Below are 17,791 nucleotides of genomic sequence, written 5' to 3'. Positions count from 1 at the left end.
GTGTGTCAGCCGACAGGTATTTCAACTGAACCGGCGCCATCGCGAGCAGGCTCGCTCCCACAGGGTCACCGCAAGGTTCAGGACACCCGCGCCAAGCGCGTCAGTATCCGATCCAACGCATTGGCAAACCCTTGCTTGTCCCGCTCGCTGTACGCCGCCGGGCCACCACCGACGTGGCCTTGCTCGCGCAGGTCGGTGAACAGGTTGCGCACCGCCAGGCGTTCGCCCATGTTCTGTGAATCGAACTCCTTGCCCCGCGGGTCCAGGGCGGCGATGCCCTTTTTCACCAGCCGGTCGGCCAGGGGGATATCACTGCAGATCACCAACTCTCCCGGCACGGCGTGCTCCACCAGGTAATCGTCCGCCGCATCCGGCCCACTGGGCACCACGATCAACTTGACGCACGCCAGGGCCGGCTTGATCTGCGGCTGGCCGGCCACCAGCACCACGTCGAACCGACGCTTCAAGGCGAACTTGACCACCAGCTCCTTGGCAGCCTTGGGACAGGCGTCGGCGTCTATCCATACGCGCATTGGATTTTCCTCTTTCTAAAAGCTTCGCGAGCAAGCCCGCTCCCACAGAGGCAGCGAGGACTTTGTGGGGGCGAGCCTGCTCGCGATAACGAGCGCAGCGAATATTTCAGGAAACCTGAACCCGACGCTTCTCCGCCACCCAACTACGCCCGTACAACACCATGATCGCCAGGATCGCCACCACCTGGGCCGTCAGCGAATAGGCGTCGGCATGGATGCCCAGCCAGTCGAAGTCGAAAAACGCCACTGGACGGGTTCCGAAGATCCCGGCTTCCTGCAGCGCCTTCACGCCATGTCCGGCGAACACCACCGACAGCGCGCACAACAACGCAGCGTTGATGCTGAAGAACAGCGCCAGCGGCAGTTTCGCCGAGCCGCGCAGAATGATCCAGGCCAACCCCACCAGCAGCACCAGCGCCGTCGCACCGCCGCTCAACACTGCGTTATGCCCGGCCGGGCCGGCCTGCAACCACAGGGTTTCATAGAACAGGATCACTTCGAACAGTTCGCGATAGACCGAGAAAAACGCCAGGACCGCGAAGCCGAAGCGACCGCCGCCGCCCACCAGGCTGCTCTTGATGTAATCCTGCCAGGCGGCCGCATGTCGTCGGTCGTGCATCCACACACCCAACCACAACACCATCACGCTGGCGAACAACGCCGTCGCGCCTTCGAGCAGTTCGCGCTGGGAACCGCTGACGTCGATCACGTAGGCGGCCAGGCCCCAGGTCGCCAGGCCGGCCAGCAGCGCCAGGCCCCAACCGAGGTTGACACTGCGCACCGCCGTTTCCTGGCCTGTATTGCGAAGAAACGCCAGGATTGCCGCCAGCACCAGGATCGCTTCCAGGCCTTCACGCAAGAGGATCAGCAAGCCCGAGATAAAGCTCAACGACCAGCTCAAGCCATCACTGCCCAGCAAACCGGCGGACGCCTTCAGCTTGACCTTGGCCGTGGCCAGACGCTGCTCGGCCTGTTCGATCGGCAAGCCATCCTGCAAGGACTGACGGTAAGCCATCAATGCCTTCTCGGTGTCCTTGCGCACGTTGGTATCGACGTTATCCAGCGAGCTTTCTACCAGCTCGAAACCTTCCAGGTACGCCGCGACCGACAGGTCGTAGGCCTGGTCGTGATCGCCGGCGCGATAGGCTACGATACTTTTATCCAGGGTCGCGGCCGTGTAGTCGAGCAACTGCGCCGGGCCACGCTGCACTTGCGGCGGCTGGGCACGCTGGGCGCGGAAGGTGGCTGCTGCCGCCGGGCCTTCGGCGGCAAGGACTTCAGCCGGCGTCTGGCGAGCGAGGTCGGCGAGGTTGTAGGTCTGCTGACCTTTGGCAGCGGCCGGGTCGGCGCTGAAGCTGGCGATGTAGGTCGCCAGGTCCCAACGTTGACGGTCGTCCAATTGATCGGCGAAGGCCGGCATGTCGGTGCCTTCGATGCCCATGCCCAGAGTGTTGTAGATCGCGTAGAGACTGAGGCGGTCCAGGCGCTGGCCGTCCCGCAGATTGGACGGCGGCGGCTCCAGGCCGACACCGGCAGGTCCGTCACCGGCACCATTGGCCCCATGGCACACCGAGCAGTTCTGGGCATACAGCGGCGCGCCCCGAGAAGGATCGGGGGTGATCACCGGTGCCTGGCTGACTTCATAGGCCACCGCCAGCCTGGCACCCAGTTGCCGCGCGAGGCGGGCGACGTCAGGGCCGTCTTGGTGCTGAGCAATAGCATTGCGCAAGGTGTCGATGCCCTGGATCAGCTCGGTCTTTTCCGGCTTGGCCGGGAGCCCGGCGATCACCCCCTCCACCACTCGAGTGAATTCCAACTGCTCGCGGTATTCAGCGTCGTCAGTGACCTTGCCCGCCTCGACCGTCGCCGGGTAGTCCGCCCCGATGTAATCCAGCAGATGCAGCGCCTGCGGGGCGCCCTCGACGGTGTCGGCCAGCAGGCAAGGGCTGCACAGCGTAAGCAGCGGCAGTACAAGCCAGGCCAGGAAACGAAACGGCGCAGTCATGAATGACTCTCGGTTGGTAATAAGAAGTAACACATTGTTCACTTCCAATGACTCCGGCTCAAGAGCCGATGTCATCTGGCGGCGCTTTTTCATCGGATATTCATGCTTTGGAAGTGATGTCACAAAAACAGCAATTCGAAATTGAAAAGCCATTACATAGCCTACGGCCATGTTTATAATCGCGCGGCTTTCTTATTGACCAATGGCATAAAAGCTCCTCTTTTCATGAGGAACCGACAGCGTCTCGACGCCTGTCCGTGGGATCGCTCCAGCCCGACCCGCACACTCCGGCTGCTAATTCAGGGAAGAATGTTCATGGCCTCCCGTGCCGTTTTCTCGGTCGCCCTCGGGGCGATCACCTTGTTGTCCGGCTGCTCGGCTTTCCGGAACTACGACAGCGAACTGGCCCAAACCAACCAGCAACTGGCCTCCGGCAACGTCGACGCCGCGCTGACGCTGCTGGAGAAAAACAACTCCAGCCAGGATAAGGACCTGCTGTATTACTTCGAGAAAGGTGAACTGCTGCGCGCCAAGGGCGACCTGTCCGGCAGCCAGAACGCCTGGAACAGCGCCGATCAGCAGGTTGGCCTGTGGGAAGATGCGGTCAAACTCGACACCGCCAAGTACGCAGCCCAGTTCGGCAGTTTCCTGGTCAACGACAAGGTCCGGCGCTATGAAGGCTACGACTACGAAAAGGTCATGCTGACCACGCAGATGGCCCTGAACCTGTTGGCCGTGAACGACTTCGACGGCGCCCGGACCCAGATCAAGAAAACCCACGAACGCGAGGCGGTCATTGCCGACCTGCGGGACAAGCAATACCTCAAGAGCGAAGAAGAGGCCGAGCAGCAAGGGGTCAAGACCGAGTACAAGGACCTCAAGGGTTACCCAGTGGCGAGCCTTGACGCCCCGGAAGTGGTCGGCCTGAAAAACAGCTACCAGAGTGCGTTCAGCCATTACCTGGCCGGCTTCGTCTACGAGGCCCTGGGTGAGAAGGACCTGGCTGCCCCGGGTTATCGCAAAGCCGCCGAACTGCGTCCCAACACGCCTTTGCTGGAGCAAGCACTGGTCAATCTCGACAAACCCGCCACCAAGAGCGACGACAGCGACGTGCTGATCGTGGTCCAGAGCGGCCTGGCGCCGTCCCGGGACTCGATCCGCATTCCCCTGCCCTTGCCCATCAGCGGCAATCTGGTCATCACGCCGTTGTCGTTCCCGGTGATCAAGCCTGACACTTCAACCGCCACCTTCGCCCAGATCGGCGTCGATGGGCGTCAGATGGACCTGACCCAGCTCAACAGCACCACCGCCATGTCCCGCCGCGCGCTGCGCGATGACATGCCCGGCATCATCCTGCGCACCACCGTGCGTGCGATCACCAAAGGCGTTGCGCAAAAGCAGATCAACGACACCAACCCACTGGCCGGCCTGGCTGTCGGTCTCACCTCGGCCGTGCTGGAAGGTGCCGACACCCGCACTTGGCGCACCCTGCCCGACTACACCCAAGTGACGCGCCTGCGCCTGAAAAAAGGCGAACACCAGGTCACCTTGCCTAGTGCCGTGGGCGGCTCGGTGGTCAAGGTCAACGTCGACCAGCGTTACCAAGTCATCAGCCTGCGGGCAGTGGGCAACCAGGTCTATGCCGGTGGCCTGGCCGCCCAGGTGATGCCCAGCGCCAACCCGACCGCCATTGCCCTCAAGCAACCTTAAGAACGGAGTCTTGTTCACATGCGTTTCAAACTGATCGCCATTGGTGCCCTGGCCTTACTGGCCGGTTGCGCCACCCCACCGCCACCGGAGCCGGGCACTGCTGCCAGCAAGGTCGTGGCGATGGGCAAGACCAAAAACATCGTGGTGGGTGCCATGCGCGTAGCCCGGGAAAACGGCTACCTGACCGTCAATGTGCAGCTGAGCAACACCAGCTACAACAACAAGACGATGTACTACCGCTTTGCCTGGCTGGGCCCCGAAGGCTTCCCGATCGCCGAGGAAGAAACCTGGAAAAGCCTGACGATGTACGGCGAACAGACCAGCTTCCTGCCGGCCATCGCGCCGACGCCCAAGGCCGTGGACTTCCGGTTGGAAATCAATACGCCTTGAGGTGGATACCGATCAGCAAGGCCAACACAAAACCTGTGGCGAGGGGATTTATCCCCGTTGGGCTGCGCAGCAGCCCCCCACATACGGCCTCGGTAAACCTAGCAGATCGTGCCCGGCTGTTCTTTTTGGGCTGCTACGCAGCCAGCGGGGATAAATCCCCTCGCCACAAAAACTTTTACGCAGATATTTGAGAGCACCCACATGTTCCTACGCATTTCCTCCCTCGCCCTTGCCGTCCTGCTGGTCAGCGGCTGTGCCAACAACTCTCCGGTGCTGGGCAACAAGAACATCAGCTACGGCGACACCAAGGCCGTGGAAACCGTGACCAATGAGTTCGGCTCCACCGACCTGCAAATGATCGCCGAGTCCATGACCCGCTCCCTGGCCCAGTCCGGGATTCTGCAAGGTCGCCCGGTGGTTCAGGTCTATGACGTGAAGAACAAGACCAGCGAGTACATCGACACTCGCGAGATCACCACCAGCATCAAGACCCAACTGATGAAGACCGGCGCGGCGCGTTTCGCCAGCGACAATACCGCCATGGACAGCCAGGTCGACCAGCTCAAGCTGCAGAACCAGAGCGGCCTGTATAAGAAGAGCACCGTGGCCAAGACCGGCAACATGATCGCCGCCAAGTATCGCCTCGAAGGCTCCATCAGCTCGATCGTCAAGCGCAGCAGCGACTACAAAGACGTTTTCTACAAATTCAGCCTGCAACTGATCGATGTCGAAAGCGGTCTGGCCGAATGGATGGATGAGAAAGAAATCCGCAAGACCACGGAGCGTTAAGCCATGCGCACATGGATCGGCATCATGGCCCTGGCCTGCGCGTTCGGCGCCCAGGCGGCCCCGAAAGTCGCGGTCACGGACCTGGCGTACCAGGAGCGGGTGGAGGAATACATCCATACCGTTTCCGCCCAGAGCAACTTCCAGGCGAACGCCTACAGCGCCAGCGCATCGTCGAGCTACGACGAGATGGAAGCCACCAGCAGCTACATCGAGCAGGGTGAATTGCGCAAGTTCACCGGTGACATCAAGGGCGAAATCCTGCGCAGCGGGATGTTCCAGCTGGTGCAGGGCACGCCCTACACCGCGTCGTCCACGGGCGACGTCTACGACGTCATCAAGCGTATCAAGGCCGGGAATTTCAAGGGCGCCGACTATGTGCTGTTCGGCACCGTGTCGGACATCGACTTCACCCGCGACATCAACGAACTGGCCAACACCGATAGCTACTCGGCGGTACTCGGGCTGACCCTGGTGGCGGACTTCAGCCTGATCAACACCAAGACCTACGAAATCACCTCGGCCTTCACCGCCATGGGTGAGGCCCAGGACACCAAGCTGTTGAACCATCGGGACGTGCACATCAGCCTCAACCGTCCACGGGTGGTACGCGATGTGTCCAAGGCCTTGGGTGAAGACGTGGCGCAGCAACTGAGCCAACAGCTCGGCGGCCCCAGCCATGAACAACCCCGCGAGCCCGCGCAGCGTAACAACCTGCCACGGGATACGGCGCCGGTGATCCTGCGTTAATTACTGCCGGTGGGTGATGCTTTTGTGGCGAGGGAGCTTGCTCCCGCTCGGGCGTAGCGACCGCAGGCTTTTGGGGCTGCTGCGCAGCCCAGCGGGAGCAAGCTCCCTCGCCACAGGGGTCCTTCGTTGCTTCAGATCGGACAGTGCTGCCGTTTCAGAAAGAACGGGTTATACCGCCGCCCTGCGAATCGTCGCCAGCAACCCCGCCGCGCCGATGAACAGTCCGGCGAAGGTCCGGTTCATCCGGCGTTGCTGTTTTGGCGTACGCAACAGGCGCAGCACCTTGGACGCCAGTCCGGTGTAGCCGGCCATGACGATCAGATCGACGCAGATCATGGTCACGCCCAGGATCAGGTATTGCTTGACCAGGGGCGCGTGGGGATCGATGAACTGTGGTAGCACCGCAAGCATGAACACCAGGGCCTTGGGGTTGCTGATGTTGACCAGGAAGCCGCGGAACAGCAGCGCCATGGGCTTGCCGATAGGCCGCACGGCCGCATCGTCGCTGATGCCTGCGGGGATGGCGCGCCATTGCTTGACGCCCAGGTAGACCAGATACGCCACGCCAAACCATTTGATCGCATAGAACGCGGTGGCCGACGCGGTGAGAATCGCGCCGACACCGGCGGCGACAATCACAATTTGCAGAGCCAGACCCAGTTGCAGGCCCAAGGCATTCCAGTAGCCACGCCAGAAACCGTATTGCAGCCCACTGGACATCGATGCAATGGCACCGGCGCCCGGCGAAAGGCTGATCACCCAACATGCCGCAAAAAACGCCAGCCATGTCTCCAGCAACATCGCACACCTCGCCTCGGATTCGTCGAAACCATTAAGCTAATGCGTCGCCGAGGGATTGACCACTGCTTTTTGGAACGAGCCGGTCGGTCTGCTCGGCTACTCGAGGAACCCGCCGACCGGAAACGCCTCGCTGCCGCGCCAGCGCCGTACCGAACGCTGGAAGAACAGGCTGTTGGGCACCTGCACCATGGCGCTGCCGGTGCCGAGTTCCTCGGGTTCGATCAGCGTGGTGTAAAGCAGGTTGATGGCGACTACGCGGCCTTTGATGCCTGGCTTGTCGGTGGTGTCCACCAGCTCCACCACATCCCCCAGGCGAAACGGCCCGACGGTATAGATCAGAACGGCGCAAAACAGGTTCGACAACACACTCCAGATGGCGAAGAACGCCACCGCCGCCACGGCGACGAAACCCGACACCGCCGTCCACAGCACCGTGGCCGAGACGCCCAGGCGCTCGAGCGCGATCAACACCGCACTGCCCATGATCAGCCAGCGCAGCACACCCCGCAGGATGATCACCAGTTGCGGCGGCAACGGATAACGCTCGCCGAGGCGCGTAAGTGCACGCGCCACGAAGCGCTGGGCGAAATAGCCGACCAGCAGAATCAGCAGGATCTGCAGACCGAGCCAGATCGGCTCGATCCACATGACCGGGACAGGCAGGGACAGGGCTTCCATCAGGACAACGCCTCCAGCTCCGCTTGCAGGGTTTCCAGCAGTTCCAGTGCCTGCATCCACGCCTCCTCGAGTTCCGCTTCCCTGACCTTGAGCCTGGCCTGCTCGGCCAGCAGCTCACGCAGCTCATCCTTGCGCGCCGCCTCGTAGAGACCGCTATCGCCGAGGCTGGTTTCGATTTTCTGCAACTGCTCATGCAGCTTGCCCAGTTCGGCTTCGAGCTTGTCGGCCTCGCGCTTGTGCGGCGCCAGCTGCTGGCGCAACGCCGCGGCGGCCTGGCGCTGGGCCTTCTTGTCGGTCTTGTCCGGGTTCACCGGGGTGGAACTGACCGGTGCGTTGCGCTGGCGATAATCCACCAACCAGCGTGCATAGTCTTCGAGATCGCCGTCGAACTCTTCGACCTTGCCATCGGCCACCAGGAAGAAATTATCCGTGGTGCTCTTGAGCAGATGCCGATCGTGGGAGACCACCAATACCGCACCACTGAATTCCTGCAAGGCCATGGTCAGGGCCAGGCGCATTTCCAGGTCCAGGTGGTTGGTCGGTTCGTCGAGCAGCAACAGGTTCGGCCGTCCCCAGGCGATCAACGCCAGCGCCAGGCGCGCCTTTTCGCCACCAGAGAAATTCAGCACCGGCTCGTCGATGCGCGCCCCACGGAAATCGAAACCACCGAGGAAGTCGCGCAGCGTCTGCTCGCGCTCGGTCGGCGCCAGACGTTGCAAGTGCAGCAGTGGACTGGCCTTGGCATCGAGGGAGTCCAACTGGTGCTGGGCGAAGTAGCCGACCACGGTGTTCTCGCCACGGGTCAGGCGCCCGGCCAAGGGCTGAAGCTCGCCAGAGAGGTTCTTGATCAGCGTCGACTTACCGGCTCCATTGGGGCCCAACAGACCGATCCGCGCCCCCGGCGTCAGTTGCAGCTTGACCTTCTCCAGCACTGTCTTGTCGCCATAACCCAGGCGTGCGTCAGACAGGTCGATCAGCGGGCTGGAGATCTTGGTCGATTCACGGAAGACAAAATCGAACGGCGAATCGACATGGGCCGCCGACAGCTCTTCCATCCGCTCCAGTGCCTTGATCCGGCTCTGGGCCTGGCGGGCCTTAGTGGCCTGGGCCTTGAAGCGGGCGATGTAGCTTTCCATATGGGCACGCTGCGCCTGCTGCTTCTCGTAGGCCTGCTGTTGCTGAGCCAGGCGTTCGGCACGGGCCCGCTCGAAAGCGCTGTAGCCGCCGCGGTACAGGGTCAACTTGCGCTGGTCGACATGGGCCACGTGATCGACCACGGCGTCGAGGAAATCACGGTCGTGGGAAATCAGCAGCAGCGTGCCCGGGTACCCTTTGAGCCAGTCTTCGAGCCAGATGATGGCGTCGAGGTCCAAGTGGTTGGTCGGTTCGTCGAGCAGCAAAAGATCCGACGGGCACATCAAGGCCTGCGCCAGGTTCAGGCGCATCCGCCAACCGCCGGAGAAGGCACCGACCTGGCGGTCCATCTGTTCATTGGTGAAACCCAGGCCGGCGAGCAACTTGCGTGCACGGGCATCGGCGGTGTAGCCGTCGGCGCTGTCGAGCTCGGCGTGCAGCCGGGCCTGGGCAGCGCCGTCATGGGCCGCTTCGGCCGCCGCCAGGTCGCGCTGGATCTGGCGCAGGCGCACGTCGCCGTCGAGCACATAGTCCACCGCCAGGCGCTCGAGGGTATCGACCTCTTGGCGCATGTGGGCGATACGCCAGTCGGCCGGCAGCGAGCAATCGCCGGAGTCCGGGTGCAGTTCGCCCCGAAGCAGCGCGAACAGGCTCGATTTGCCGGCGCCGTTGGCACCGATGAGGCCGGCCTTATGGCCGGCGTGCAGGGTCAGCTCGGCGTCTTCTAGCAGACGTTGCGGGCCACGCTGTAAAGTCAGGTTCTGAAGTCGGATCATAATGGCGGCGGAGTCTACCAGCTTCGCTCGCAACTGGCGCGAGTAGCACGATGTCCCCTGACCTGTGGAAATTCTCCCTCGACCTCTACGCCAGGCCTGGCGTAGAGCAAGCCTGCCTGGCATTGCAGGACGCCGGCGCGAGTGTCTGCCTGTTGCTGTGCGGCCTGTGGCTGGAACAACGTGGCGTGGCCTGCAACGAACAACGGCTGCTACAGCTTCGGCAAGTGGCCGGTCCCTGGGACGCTGAGGTGATCCGACCCTTGAGGGCGCTGCGCGTGGCGTGGAAAAGGAACGCCCTTCAAGACGCGGACCTTCGAAGCCTGCGCGAACGGATCAAGGGACTGGAGTTGGAGGCCGAACGGCATTTGCTGGAGCGATTGGAAACGGCGGCCACAGATTGGCGCAGAACAGGACAGATCGATTCAGCCCGATGGCTGGAGGCATTGGCGAGGGTGGACGGTCCCGCGAACCGCGACGCACTGCATCGGCTGCGCGTCGCGGTGTCCGGCACTTAGGAAGCGCTGGTTGGGGTGCTGGTACTCGAGGCTGCAGGTGCCGATGGCGTGGCTGCAGGTGCCGGGGTGCTGGCGGCTGGGGCAGGCGCAGCGGTCGGAGCCGGAGTCGAGGTCGCAGGCTTGGCTGCGGAGGCAGTCGAAGGTTTTGCGGCGGCTGGCTTTTTCGCTGCAGGTTTAGCGGCAGCAGGCTTGGCACCAGCAGGCTTAGCGGCAGGCTTCGCAGCGGTTGCTTTCGCGGCGGCAGGCTTGGCCGCAGGTTTTGCCGCAGCAGTGCTGGCGGCTGGCTTGGCCGCAGTTTTAGCCGGTGCTTTGGCAGCGGCAGGTTTGGCGGCCGCTTTCACAGCAGGTTTGGCAGCAGCCGTCTTGGTGGCCGCAGGCTTGGCAGCCGGCTTCGCAGCGGTCGATTTTGCAGCTGGCTTGGCCGCGGCAGTTTTGGTCGCAGCGGGTTTGGCAGCGGTGGTTTTAGCAGCAGGTTTAGCAGCGGGTTTTGCGGCTGGCCTGGCAGCAGGCTTGGCGGCTGCAGTTTTAACCGCAGGTTTGGCGGCAGCCTTGACCGCTGGTTTTTTCGCCGCAGGTTTCGCTGCGCTGGCAGCGACGGGTTTGGCCGCCGGCTTGCTTGCCACTTTGGCCGGTGCTTTCGCGGCAGGCTTGGCAGCCGCCTTGACCGGTGTTTTTGCGGCAACGGGTTTAGCGGCCGGCTTCTTGGCCGATACAGCGACAGGCTTGGCAGCACGAGCGGCCAGCGCCTTGCCCGCAGCTTCCTGCACGCGCCCGACACCCTGGGCCAGTTTCAGGCTTTCCTGGGCATCGCGCTTGAGTTGCAGAATATAGGCGCGGGTTTCGGATTGACGATCCTTCAGAGCATCGAGCAAGTCTTCGAGTTCTTTCACCACGTCCTTGGCCTTGGCTTGTGCCTTGGCCTTGCCGGCGGTTGCGGCGCCTTGCAGCTTGGTGCGGGACTTGTGCAGTTTTTCCTGCGCCTTGCCGCGTTGTTTTTCCAGTTTGGCGAGCAGTTTTTCAGCATCAGCCAGGGCTTGGGAGCAGGCATTTTCCAGATGCTCGAGCAAGGTGCCCGAGAGTTGTTGGAGCAAGTGCAACGGAGTGTTTACAGGCTTCTTAGTGGCCGACATGGTTTACCTCCTGACTGACGTGAGTGCGGCTCATACTATTCCTCTGCTGCAACCGCCGCTAGGGCATGTTGACAGTACACATGGCGTTGCGTTGCAAGGTACGAAAAATCTTCTGCACCCACGGTTCGAGCAGTCCACCTCAACACAGATCGGCACTGGCATAATTCCTCGATTCGAGGTCGGAGAGCACACATGTCGCGTCACCTGTTTTTATGCTTGTGCATCGTTGGCTCCATGGCCCAGGCCGTGGAGAAAACCAGCACGAACGATTCCCACGACCTGGCCTACAGCCTTGGCGCGAGCCTGGGCGAGCGCTTGCGCCAGGACGTCCCGAACCTGCAGATCCAGGCGTTGGTGGAAGGTCTGCAACAGGCTTACCTGGGTAAGCCGCTGGCGCTCAAGGATGAGCGCATCGAGCAGATTCTCGCCGAGCATCAGGCGCAGCTGACAGCGCAGTCGACAACGCCGCAGATCGAAGCGGCCTTGAAAACGGAACAGAAATTTCTCAATGAAGAACGCAGCCGCCCCGGCGTCCAACAGCTCGCCGACGGCATCCTGCTGACCGAACTCAAGCCAGGCAAAGGTGCCAAGGCCGGTCCCCACGGCAAGGTCCAGGTGCTCTACACCGGACGGCTGCCGGACGGCACGGTGTTCGACTCCAACCATCAGGCGCAGTGGTTCAACCTGGACAGCGTGATCGACGGTTGGCGCAGCGCGCTGCCGCAGATGCCAGTCGGCGCGAAGTGGCGGCTGGTAATTCCTTCGACCCAGGCCTATGGCGCCGAAGGTGCCGGGGACGTGATCCCGCCCTTCACGCCGCTGGTGTTCGAGATCGAGTTGCTGGGCGCGACAGGCTGATAGCGCCCAAACAAAAAACGGTACGCAATGCGTACCGTTTTTTTCTTGACCGCGAGTCCGTCAGGCCTGGACCGCAGCTTCTTCCTTGTGGGCGTTGTGCAGCACTTCGATCAGGCAATCTTCCAGCTCGAAGCGCTCATGCAGCAAACCGCCCAGCTCCTTGAATTTCTCCGCGACGCATTTGCCTTCATCGCACAGGTCGTTGAACGCCAGCAGCTTTTCGGTGATGACATCGATGCGCGGATAGATCTGCTCGGCAAGTTCCAGGCCGCGCTTGTCGTTGAACGCCTTCGCCTCGCCCGTCAGTTGTTCGTAGATCTCGAAATGGCCAGCCGATACGTAGTCAACCAGCACACCGCAGAATTCCTGCAAGGGCTTACGGCTTTCGCTCAACGCCTCAGGCTTGTCGCCCAGCGCATCGTAGGACCGAACCAGCTCGTGCCGCTCCTGCAACCAGCGATCGATCAGCAGGTGCACCCCACCCCAGCGTTCCTGAGCATTCTGACAACTTTCGAGCATGGTGATTTCTTCCCTTGTGAGTCATGCCCTCGCAGCCTGCATACGCCTGAAGGATCAGGAACAAGCCAGACACAACATGATCGAGTGGCACGATTCCAATGACACGTGCGGGCCAGATTATGCCCGCACGACAACGGCTTCAAGTTACGCAGGAGATAAAGTTCATACAAGTGTTTAATCCCAGGCCCTGACCAACTGCGACGTTTCGCCACCAAGCGGTCGTACCAGAGCATTCCAGGCGAGACGCAGCAGCAGGTAGGTCATCGCGATGGACACCGCGAGAAAAAACAGCAGGCTCCACTCGGGAATGCTCAAGTCCAGCAAAGTCCAGGTGATGTTCGCGCAATCCACTCCCCCGGCGAGCACACGGTGCAGGGCGCACCACCAGGAGTCCGCCTTCGTCAGTTGCGCCACGCAATCGGGTAGCGCCTCGAACGAACCGCTTTGCAGCAACACTTGCCGTCCGGCCAGCACCATCCCCGTAGACGCAGCAGCCAACCCCGCCACCGCGTAGCCAATGCTGCCCCCCTGGCCTGCGCCATGTACGCAGGCCACGAGGCTGTTTACCAGGAACAGCATCAGGCACAACCGCTGCAGGACACAGAGGCTGCAAGGCGTCAGGCCCACCGAGTATTCCAGGTAACCGGTGACGCCCAGAGCCAGGGCTGCGGCGATGGAAGCCATGAGAAACAAGAAGCGTGAGCTAGCCAAAGACATGGCGGTTCCGTAACAGAAGAGACAAGCAGTTACGTTAGAGGAAACGCGCCGACCCTTTCAAGGCGGGCCCAGGCAGACACTTCACCAGGAATGTAGGGAATTCCCGACAGGTGGAAGAGGATTGTGCGCGGTTAGCTGTAGGACTTTGCTGAAGACACCATTCAAGCGCTGTATTCGCCGACTCAAGGTTATCGACAAACTGTGGCGAGGGAGCTTGCTGCCGCTGGGCTGCAACGCAGCCCCAATTCAACGCGACGCGCATTTGCGGCTGCTGCGCCCGAGGCGTCGGACCGACCGAGCGGGAGCAAGCTCCCTCGCCACACTGATTATTGTTTCAAGTAGGCATGACCTGCGCTGGCACGGGCAACGGTGCGGCCAGCAGGCGCTCGTCCAGCAACCCCAATCCCTCCTGGAACAATTGGTTGCTGCGCTCGGCATCTCCCAGCTGCGCCAACAACCGCGCCAGCTCGGCGCAGGCTTCCGGGTTGCGCTGAATCCGCAGGCTATTTTCCAGATAGTCCCGCGCCTTGCCCCACAGACTGTTTTGCAGGCACAAGCGTCCCAGCGTCAGCAGCAGGCTCGGGTCGGCCGGATGCTCCTTGAGCCAGCCTTCGGCCGTTTGCAATTGCCGGGCTGGATCACTGCCACGAACCAATCCATAAAGACGTGCCAGATGGCTGTCGTAGTGACGCTTGAGCGCGACACGCAGCACTTCTTCGGCCTCGACCTGGGCGCCCAGTTGCCGCAGTTGCTCGGCATAGGCCAGTACCAGTGCCGGCTCCTGGCGCTGGGCGGAAGTCAGCTGTTGCCAGGCGCGATTGAGCGATTGCAGCCCGACGCTGCCGTCTTCCTCCCGATGAGCCGCCAGGCTGAGGTTCTCGCCCCAGGCCCGCCGCTCAAGCTCAGCCAGCTCACTGGCGGACAAGACCTTATCCTTACGCAGCTCCGGCAACAGCCGGATCACCGCCGACCAGTCACCGCGCTGCTGGTGCAGCCGTTGCAACTGCCGCAGGGTCTGCGCGTTATGGGGATGGCGTTCATGCATGGCTTGCAGCGTGCTTAACGCGCCCTCGGTGTCGCCCCGATCGGTCTGCAGTTGCGCGTGCGTCAACGCGATGGCCAGTTCTGCCTGGGGCTGACGTTCCAGGGCACGCTCCAGCAGACTGTCGCTCTGCTCGTAGAGCCCCTGCTCATTGGCGGCCCGGGCGGCCCCCAGGTAATACAGCAACGGCTGGCGCTCGGCTTCGGCGGCGCGATGCAGGTGACGCTGGGCACTGGCCCAGCGGCCTTCGGCCAGATCCAGCTGGCCATGCTCGATCGCCACCTGCACACGGCGGCTGCGATTGCGTCGCGACCATGGATTGACCACGCCACTGGAAGTCGTCACCAACCCGATCAATGCGCGGATCCCGCGCCATACCAGCCAGAGCACCGCCACCAGCGCCAGGGTGACCCACAAGCCGGCTTCATAGCGGAAATTCTTGTACGCCACCAACACATAACCCGAATGCTCGGCAATCGCCACGCCCAGCAACGCGGCGACGGCGATGACCACGAACAGAATCACGTAAAGGCGTTTCATGGCGCAGTCTCCTGCCCGCCGGCCTTGGGCAGCGGCTTGACCGACTCTTCGGCGTTCAGGTTGCGGCGTTCGAGGTAGGCCTGGACGCTGCTCAGCGTACCCGTCAGATCCGGTGTGACCACGGTCACCGGCTGCCGGGACAGCTCAACCACTCGTTCGAGCATGATTTTGCTCTGCGGATTGTCCTGGTTGAAGTTGTTCTTGAGCACGTCCCGCGCTTCGGCCAATGCCTGGGTGTACACCGGCGCCTGACCATTGAGGGCAGCCCATTGCGCCTGCTCCAGGGCCAGGCTCAACGCCAGGCGAACTTGCATCAGGCTCTGCCCGGCCAGCAACGGACGGACGTTCTCGTCGGCGTTGAAATCGATACGGATGTAGCGCGAGATCTGGTCCCACCATTGTGCCCAGCGGCTGGCGCCATCGCCGTCGGCGGTCAGGCCCAGCAACGACTCGCCACGGTCCTTGTACTCCGGCGCCAGCTCAGAGAGCTGCAGCACCTGATCACGCAGGGCGCCCAACTGCAGGAACAACCCGGTGCGATCCGGTTGCTCGGTACTGCGCAAAGCGGCGAGGGTCTTGGCCAGTTGTTCACGGGCGGCGAACGCACCGGGGTCGTTCTGCTCTCGCAGGATTTCGTCGGCGCCCTGGACCAGCGCCTGGGCACTGTTGATGTCTTGCAGGGCGGACAGACGCAGGCTGGCCAGGCGCAAGAGATGCTCGGCCTCGGCCAGGCGCCAGTCCTTGCGACTGGCGCCCAGCACGGTTTCCAGGCGCTGGCTCAGATGCTGTTGGTCGCCTTGCAGCTGGGCCACCAGACGCCGCCGCTCTTCCAACTCTTCGGCTGGCGGCAGCTGGGCCAGGCGTTCGCTCAGGCGCTGTTCATTGAGTTTGAGGGTCTGAGCCTGATCGTTCAGCGCCTGGACCTGGGCCGACTGCTGTTGGTTGTTGGTCTGCAGGTGACGCAGCTGCCACACGCTCCAGCCGCCAACGGCCACGCCAGCGGCTCCTAGCAACAATGCGACGATTGCCAGGCCGTTGCCGCGACGCGGCGCCACCGGGGCCGGGGTTTCAACCGACGCATCGATGGCCGGCTGGATTTGTTCTTCTTTTGGCAAGGCTGTTTCGCTCACGTATCCATCCTTTGCATTAGAAAACGGCACGGATTGTTCCCGTAACGCCGCCAGCAAAGCCGCGGCATTGGCGCCGCGACAATCCACAACTGTCCGGGCCCCGGCGGCACGCGCCATCTCGGCAACCCGTGGGCTTGGAACAAACAACGGTAACCGGGCCAGCGCCGGCCAGGCATCGCCGGCCAGCCGCTGCAGATGCTCGAAGCTCTGCCCACTGCTGACCACCAGGGCGTTCAAGCGTTCCGCTTCGACTTTCGCCGGCAGCTCGCCTTCGCAGTAATCCGGCAGGCCGCGTCGGTACAATTCCAGATAATCGACACTAGCACCTTGCTCGCGCAAACGCTCTGCCAGCAAGCCGCGCCCGCCCTCGCCACGCACGATCAAAACCCGAGGATCGGGCCGGTTGGTCGCCTCGCGCAATCCAGGTAGCTCAAGCAGGGCTTCGCTGTCATCGCCATTGTCGGGATAAGACACTGCCAGCCCCGCTTCGGCAAGAATCTGTCCGGTGGCGGCGCCCACGCTGAACCACGGCAGGTCCGGCGGCTGGGGCCAGTATTGATGAAGCAGCTCGACACACCGACGGGCAGCGGGCTTGCTGACAACGATCACCGCGCAATATTGGTCCAGCGCCTGGAGCATTCCCCGACCGGCATCGGACAGCGGCACCGGCTCGATATCCAGCAAGGGCAAACTGGCACTGTATATTCCCGCTTCGGCCAGGACAGCCGCCAGCGCCGACGACTCATCCGCTGGTCGGGTGAGCAGCAGCCGCCAACCCGTCACGCGTGGCCAGCCTCGCCATAGACTTTCTTGAGAATCTCATCGGCGCCCTGGCCCAGCAGGTCTTCGGCCACCCGCACGCCCAGTGCCTCGGCATCACGACGCGGTGCTCGGGCTTCGGCGCTCAGCAACCGGCCGCCACTGGGGTCGCCCACCAGGCCACGCAACCAGACCTGCTCGCCTTCGAGTACGGCGTAACAGGCAATCGGCACCTGGCAGCCGCCGTTGAGATGTTTGTTGAGGGCGCGCTCGGCGAAGACCCGAGTCGCGGTGTCTTCATGGTGCAGCGGCGCCAGCAAGGCGTGGATGTCGCTGTCGGCGCTGCGACATTCGATACCCACCGCCCCCTGTCCACCGGCCGGCAGGCTGTCATCGACGCTGATGGCCGAGGTGATGCGCTCTTCGAAGCCCAGACGAATCAGGCCGGCGGCGGCGAGAATAATCGCGTCGTACTCACCCGCGTCAAGCTTGGCCAGCCGCGTGTTGACGTTGCCGCGCAGGAAGCGGATCTGCAGATCCGGGCGGCGCGTCAGCAACTGCGCCTGGCGCCGCAGGCTGGATGTGCCGACCACGCTCCCGGCAGGCAACGCGTCGAGGCTGGAAAAGCTATTGGACACGAATGCATCGCGAGGATCTTCCCGCTCGCAGATGCAAAACAGGCCCAGGCCTTCGGGGAAGTCCATGGGCACGTCTTTCATCGAGTGCACGGCGATGTCGGCTTCATTGTCCAGCAAGGCGGTTTCCAACTCTTTGACGAACAGGCCCTTGCCACCGATTTTCGACAGCGGAGAGTCCAGCAGCTTGTCGCCGCGACTGACCATGGGCACCAGGGTCACGACCAGACCGGGATGGGCGGTTTCCAGACGGGTCTTGACGTACTCGGCCTGCCAGAGGGCCAGGGCGCTTTTGCGGGTGGCGATGCGGATCTCGCGAGAGGACATGGATCAATCCGTATTTAAAAGATACGGCAGATAATAACAGCTCAGTCAAAACCGCT

General features: G+C 62.6%; 17 protein-coding genes and 1 pseudogene. 6 read left to right on the top strand and 12 right to left on the bottom strand.

The features are described from left to right. Positions 1–77 precede the first annotated feature (77 nt). Both ACLEJR_RS05495 and ACLEJR_RS05490 read right to left on the bottom strand, forming a co-directional pair. Entirely contained in the window at positions 78–533 is a 456-nt protein-coding gene (locus ACLEJR_RS05495; protein ID WP_440796034.1) for a YaiI/YqxD family protein, read from the bottom strand. 106 nt (positions 534–639) lie between these two features. Next, positions 640–2,538: an FTR1 family protein gene (locus ACLEJR_RS05490; protein ID WP_440812626.1), complete on the bottom strand. Its 1,899-nt coding sequence runs from the start codon at positions 2,536–2,538 to the stop codon at positions 640–642. 315 nt (positions 2,539–2,853) lie between these two features. Between ACLEJR_RS05490 and ACLEJR_RS05485 the strand changes: the two genes are divergently transcribed. The 4 genes from ACLEJR_RS05485 to ACLEJR_RS05470 all read left to right on the top strand — a co-directional run bounded on the left by ACLEJR_RS05485 (position 2,854) and on the right by ACLEJR_RS05470 (position 6,174). After that, positions 2,854–4,248, top strand: coding sequence for a COG3014 family protein (locus tag ACLEJR_RS05485; RefSeq protein WP_440812624.1), 1,395 nt, complete (start codon positions 2,854–2,856; stop codon positions 4,246–4,248). Positions 4,249–4,266: 18 nt separating this feature from the next. After that, a complete protein-coding gene (locus ACLEJR_RS05480; RefSeq protein WP_440812621.1) occupies positions 4,267–4,638 on the top strand; it encodes a DUF1425 domain-containing protein in 372 nt (123 codons plus the stop codon). A gap of 201 nt (positions 4,639–4,839) precedes the next feature. Beyond that, positions 4,840–5,427, top strand: coding sequence for a penicillin-binding protein activator LpoB (gene lpoB, locus ACLEJR_RS05475; RefSeq protein ID WP_245139474.1), 588 nt, complete (start codon positions 4,840–4,842; stop codon positions 5,425–5,427). A gap of 3 nt (positions 5,428–5,430) precedes the next feature. Continuing rightward, positions 5,431–6,174 carry a penicillin-binding protein activator LpoB gene (locus ACLEJR_RS05470; RefSeq protein WP_440796042.1) on the top strand — a complete coding sequence of 248 codons (744 nt, stop codon included), beginning with the start codon at positions 5,431–5,433 and terminating at the stop codon, positions 6,172–6,174. Between the two features lie 168 nt (positions 6,175–6,342). On the opposite strand, the gene rhtB is transcribed toward ACLEJR_RS05470, so the two are convergent. The 3 genes from rhtB to ACLEJR_RS05455 form a co-directional block, all read right to left on the bottom strand. Next, a complete protein-coding gene (gene rhtB, locus ACLEJR_RS05465) occupies positions 6,343–6,975 on the bottom strand; it encodes a homoserine/homoserine lactone efflux protein (protein ID WP_440796044.1) in 633 nt (210 codons plus the stop codon). 96 nt (positions 6,976–7,071) lie between these two features. Then, positions 7,072–7,653, bottom strand: coding sequence for a mechanosensitive ion channel domain-containing protein (locus tag ACLEJR_RS05460; protein WP_440812619.1), 582 nt, complete (start codon positions 7,651–7,653; stop codon positions 7,072–7,074). After that, entirely contained in the window at positions 7,653–9,563 is a 1,911-nt protein-coding gene (locus ACLEJR_RS05455) for an ATP-binding cassette domain-containing protein (RefSeq protein ID WP_440812616.1), read from the bottom strand. Before ACLEJR_RS05455 ends, ACLEJR_RS05460 begins: the two co-directional genes overlap by 1 nt. Positions 9,564–9,613: 50 nt before the next feature. Between ACLEJR_RS05455 and ACLEJR_RS05450 the strand changes: the two genes are divergently transcribed. Further along, positions 9,614–10,078 (top strand): TIGR02444 family protein, encoded by a 465-nt coding sequence (locus ACLEJR_RS05450; protein ID WP_440812614.1) that lies wholly within the window; start codon positions 9,614–9,616, stop codon positions 10,076–10,078. On the opposite strand, the gene ACLEJR_RS05445 is transcribed toward ACLEJR_RS05450, so the two are convergent. Continuing rightward, the gene (locus ACLEJR_RS05445) at positions 10,075–11,208 is read right to left on the bottom strand and encodes an AlgP family protein (protein WP_440812612.1); all 1,134 of its coding nucleotides are present in this window, start codon (positions 11,206–11,208) and stop codon (positions 10,075–10,077) included. The two genes, ACLEJR_RS05450 and ACLEJR_RS05445, sit on opposite strands and share 4 nt — an antisense overlap. 192 nt (positions 11,209–11,400) lie before the next feature. Between ACLEJR_RS05445 and ACLEJR_RS05440 the strand changes: the two genes are divergently transcribed. Further along, a complete protein-coding gene (locus tag ACLEJR_RS05440) occupies positions 11,401–12,066 on the top strand; it encodes an FKBP-type peptidyl-prolyl cis-trans isomerase (protein ID WP_440812611.1) in 666 nt (221 codons plus the stop codon). 60 nt (positions 12,067–12,126) lie between these two features. Here ACLEJR_RS05440 and rsd read toward each other — a convergent pair whose 3' ends face one another. From rsd to hemC, 6 genes and pseudogenes are all read right to left on the bottom strand, one after another. Beyond that, positions 12,127–12,585 carry a sigma D regulator gene (rsd, locus tag ACLEJR_RS05435; protein WP_245139466.1) on the bottom strand — a complete coding sequence of 153 codons (459 nt, stop codon included), beginning with the start codon at positions 12,583–12,585 and terminating at the stop codon, positions 12,127–12,129. Between the two features lie 174 nt (positions 12,586–12,759). Next, complete coding sequence (locus ACLEJR_RS05430; RefSeq protein ID WP_440796053.1) at positions 12,760–13,302, bottom strand: disulfide bond formation protein B; 543 nt, start codon at positions 13,300–13,302, stop codon at positions 12,760–12,762. A gap of 334 nt (positions 13,303–13,636) precedes the next feature. After that, positions 13,637–14,884, bottom strand: coding sequence for a heme biosynthesis protein HemY (locus tag ACLEJR_RS05425; protein WP_440812609.1), 1,248 nt, complete (start codon positions 14,882–14,884; stop codon positions 13,637–13,639). Continuing rightward, positions 14,881–16,014 carry a uroporphyrinogen-III C-methyltransferase gene (locus ACLEJR_RS05420; protein ID WP_440796183.1) on the bottom strand — a complete coding sequence of 378 codons (1,134 nt, stop codon included), beginning with the start codon at positions 16,012–16,014 and terminating at the stop codon, positions 14,881–14,883. The genes ACLEJR_RS05425 and ACLEJR_RS05420 overlap by 4 nt, the downstream gene beginning before the upstream one ends. A gap of 36 nt (positions 16,015–16,050) precedes the next feature. Further along, positions 16,051–16,797 (bottom strand): annotated as a pseudogene (locus ACLEJR_RS05415) (uroporphyrinogen-III synthase); the annotation flags it as partial. Further along, positions 16,794–17,735, bottom strand: a complete 942-nt coding sequence (gene hemC / locus ACLEJR_RS05410) for a hydroxymethylbilane synthase (RefSeq protein ID WP_440812607.1) — start codon at positions 17,733–17,735, stop codon at positions 16,794–16,796. The pseudogene ACLEJR_RS05415 and the gene hemC, both read right to left, overlap by 4 nt. Positions 17,736–17,791: the final 56 nt, after the last annotated feature.

Origin of the sequence: Pseudomonas sp. SMN5 (assembly GCF_052041925.1) — a bacterium.
In the GTDB taxonomy this organism is placed as follows: Bacteria; Pseudomonadota; Gammaproteobacteria; order Pseudomonadales; family Pseudomonadaceae; genus Aquipseudomonas.
Note: the sequence above shows the minus strand (reverse complement) of the source record. Positions and strands in the feature narration are given on the sequence as shown.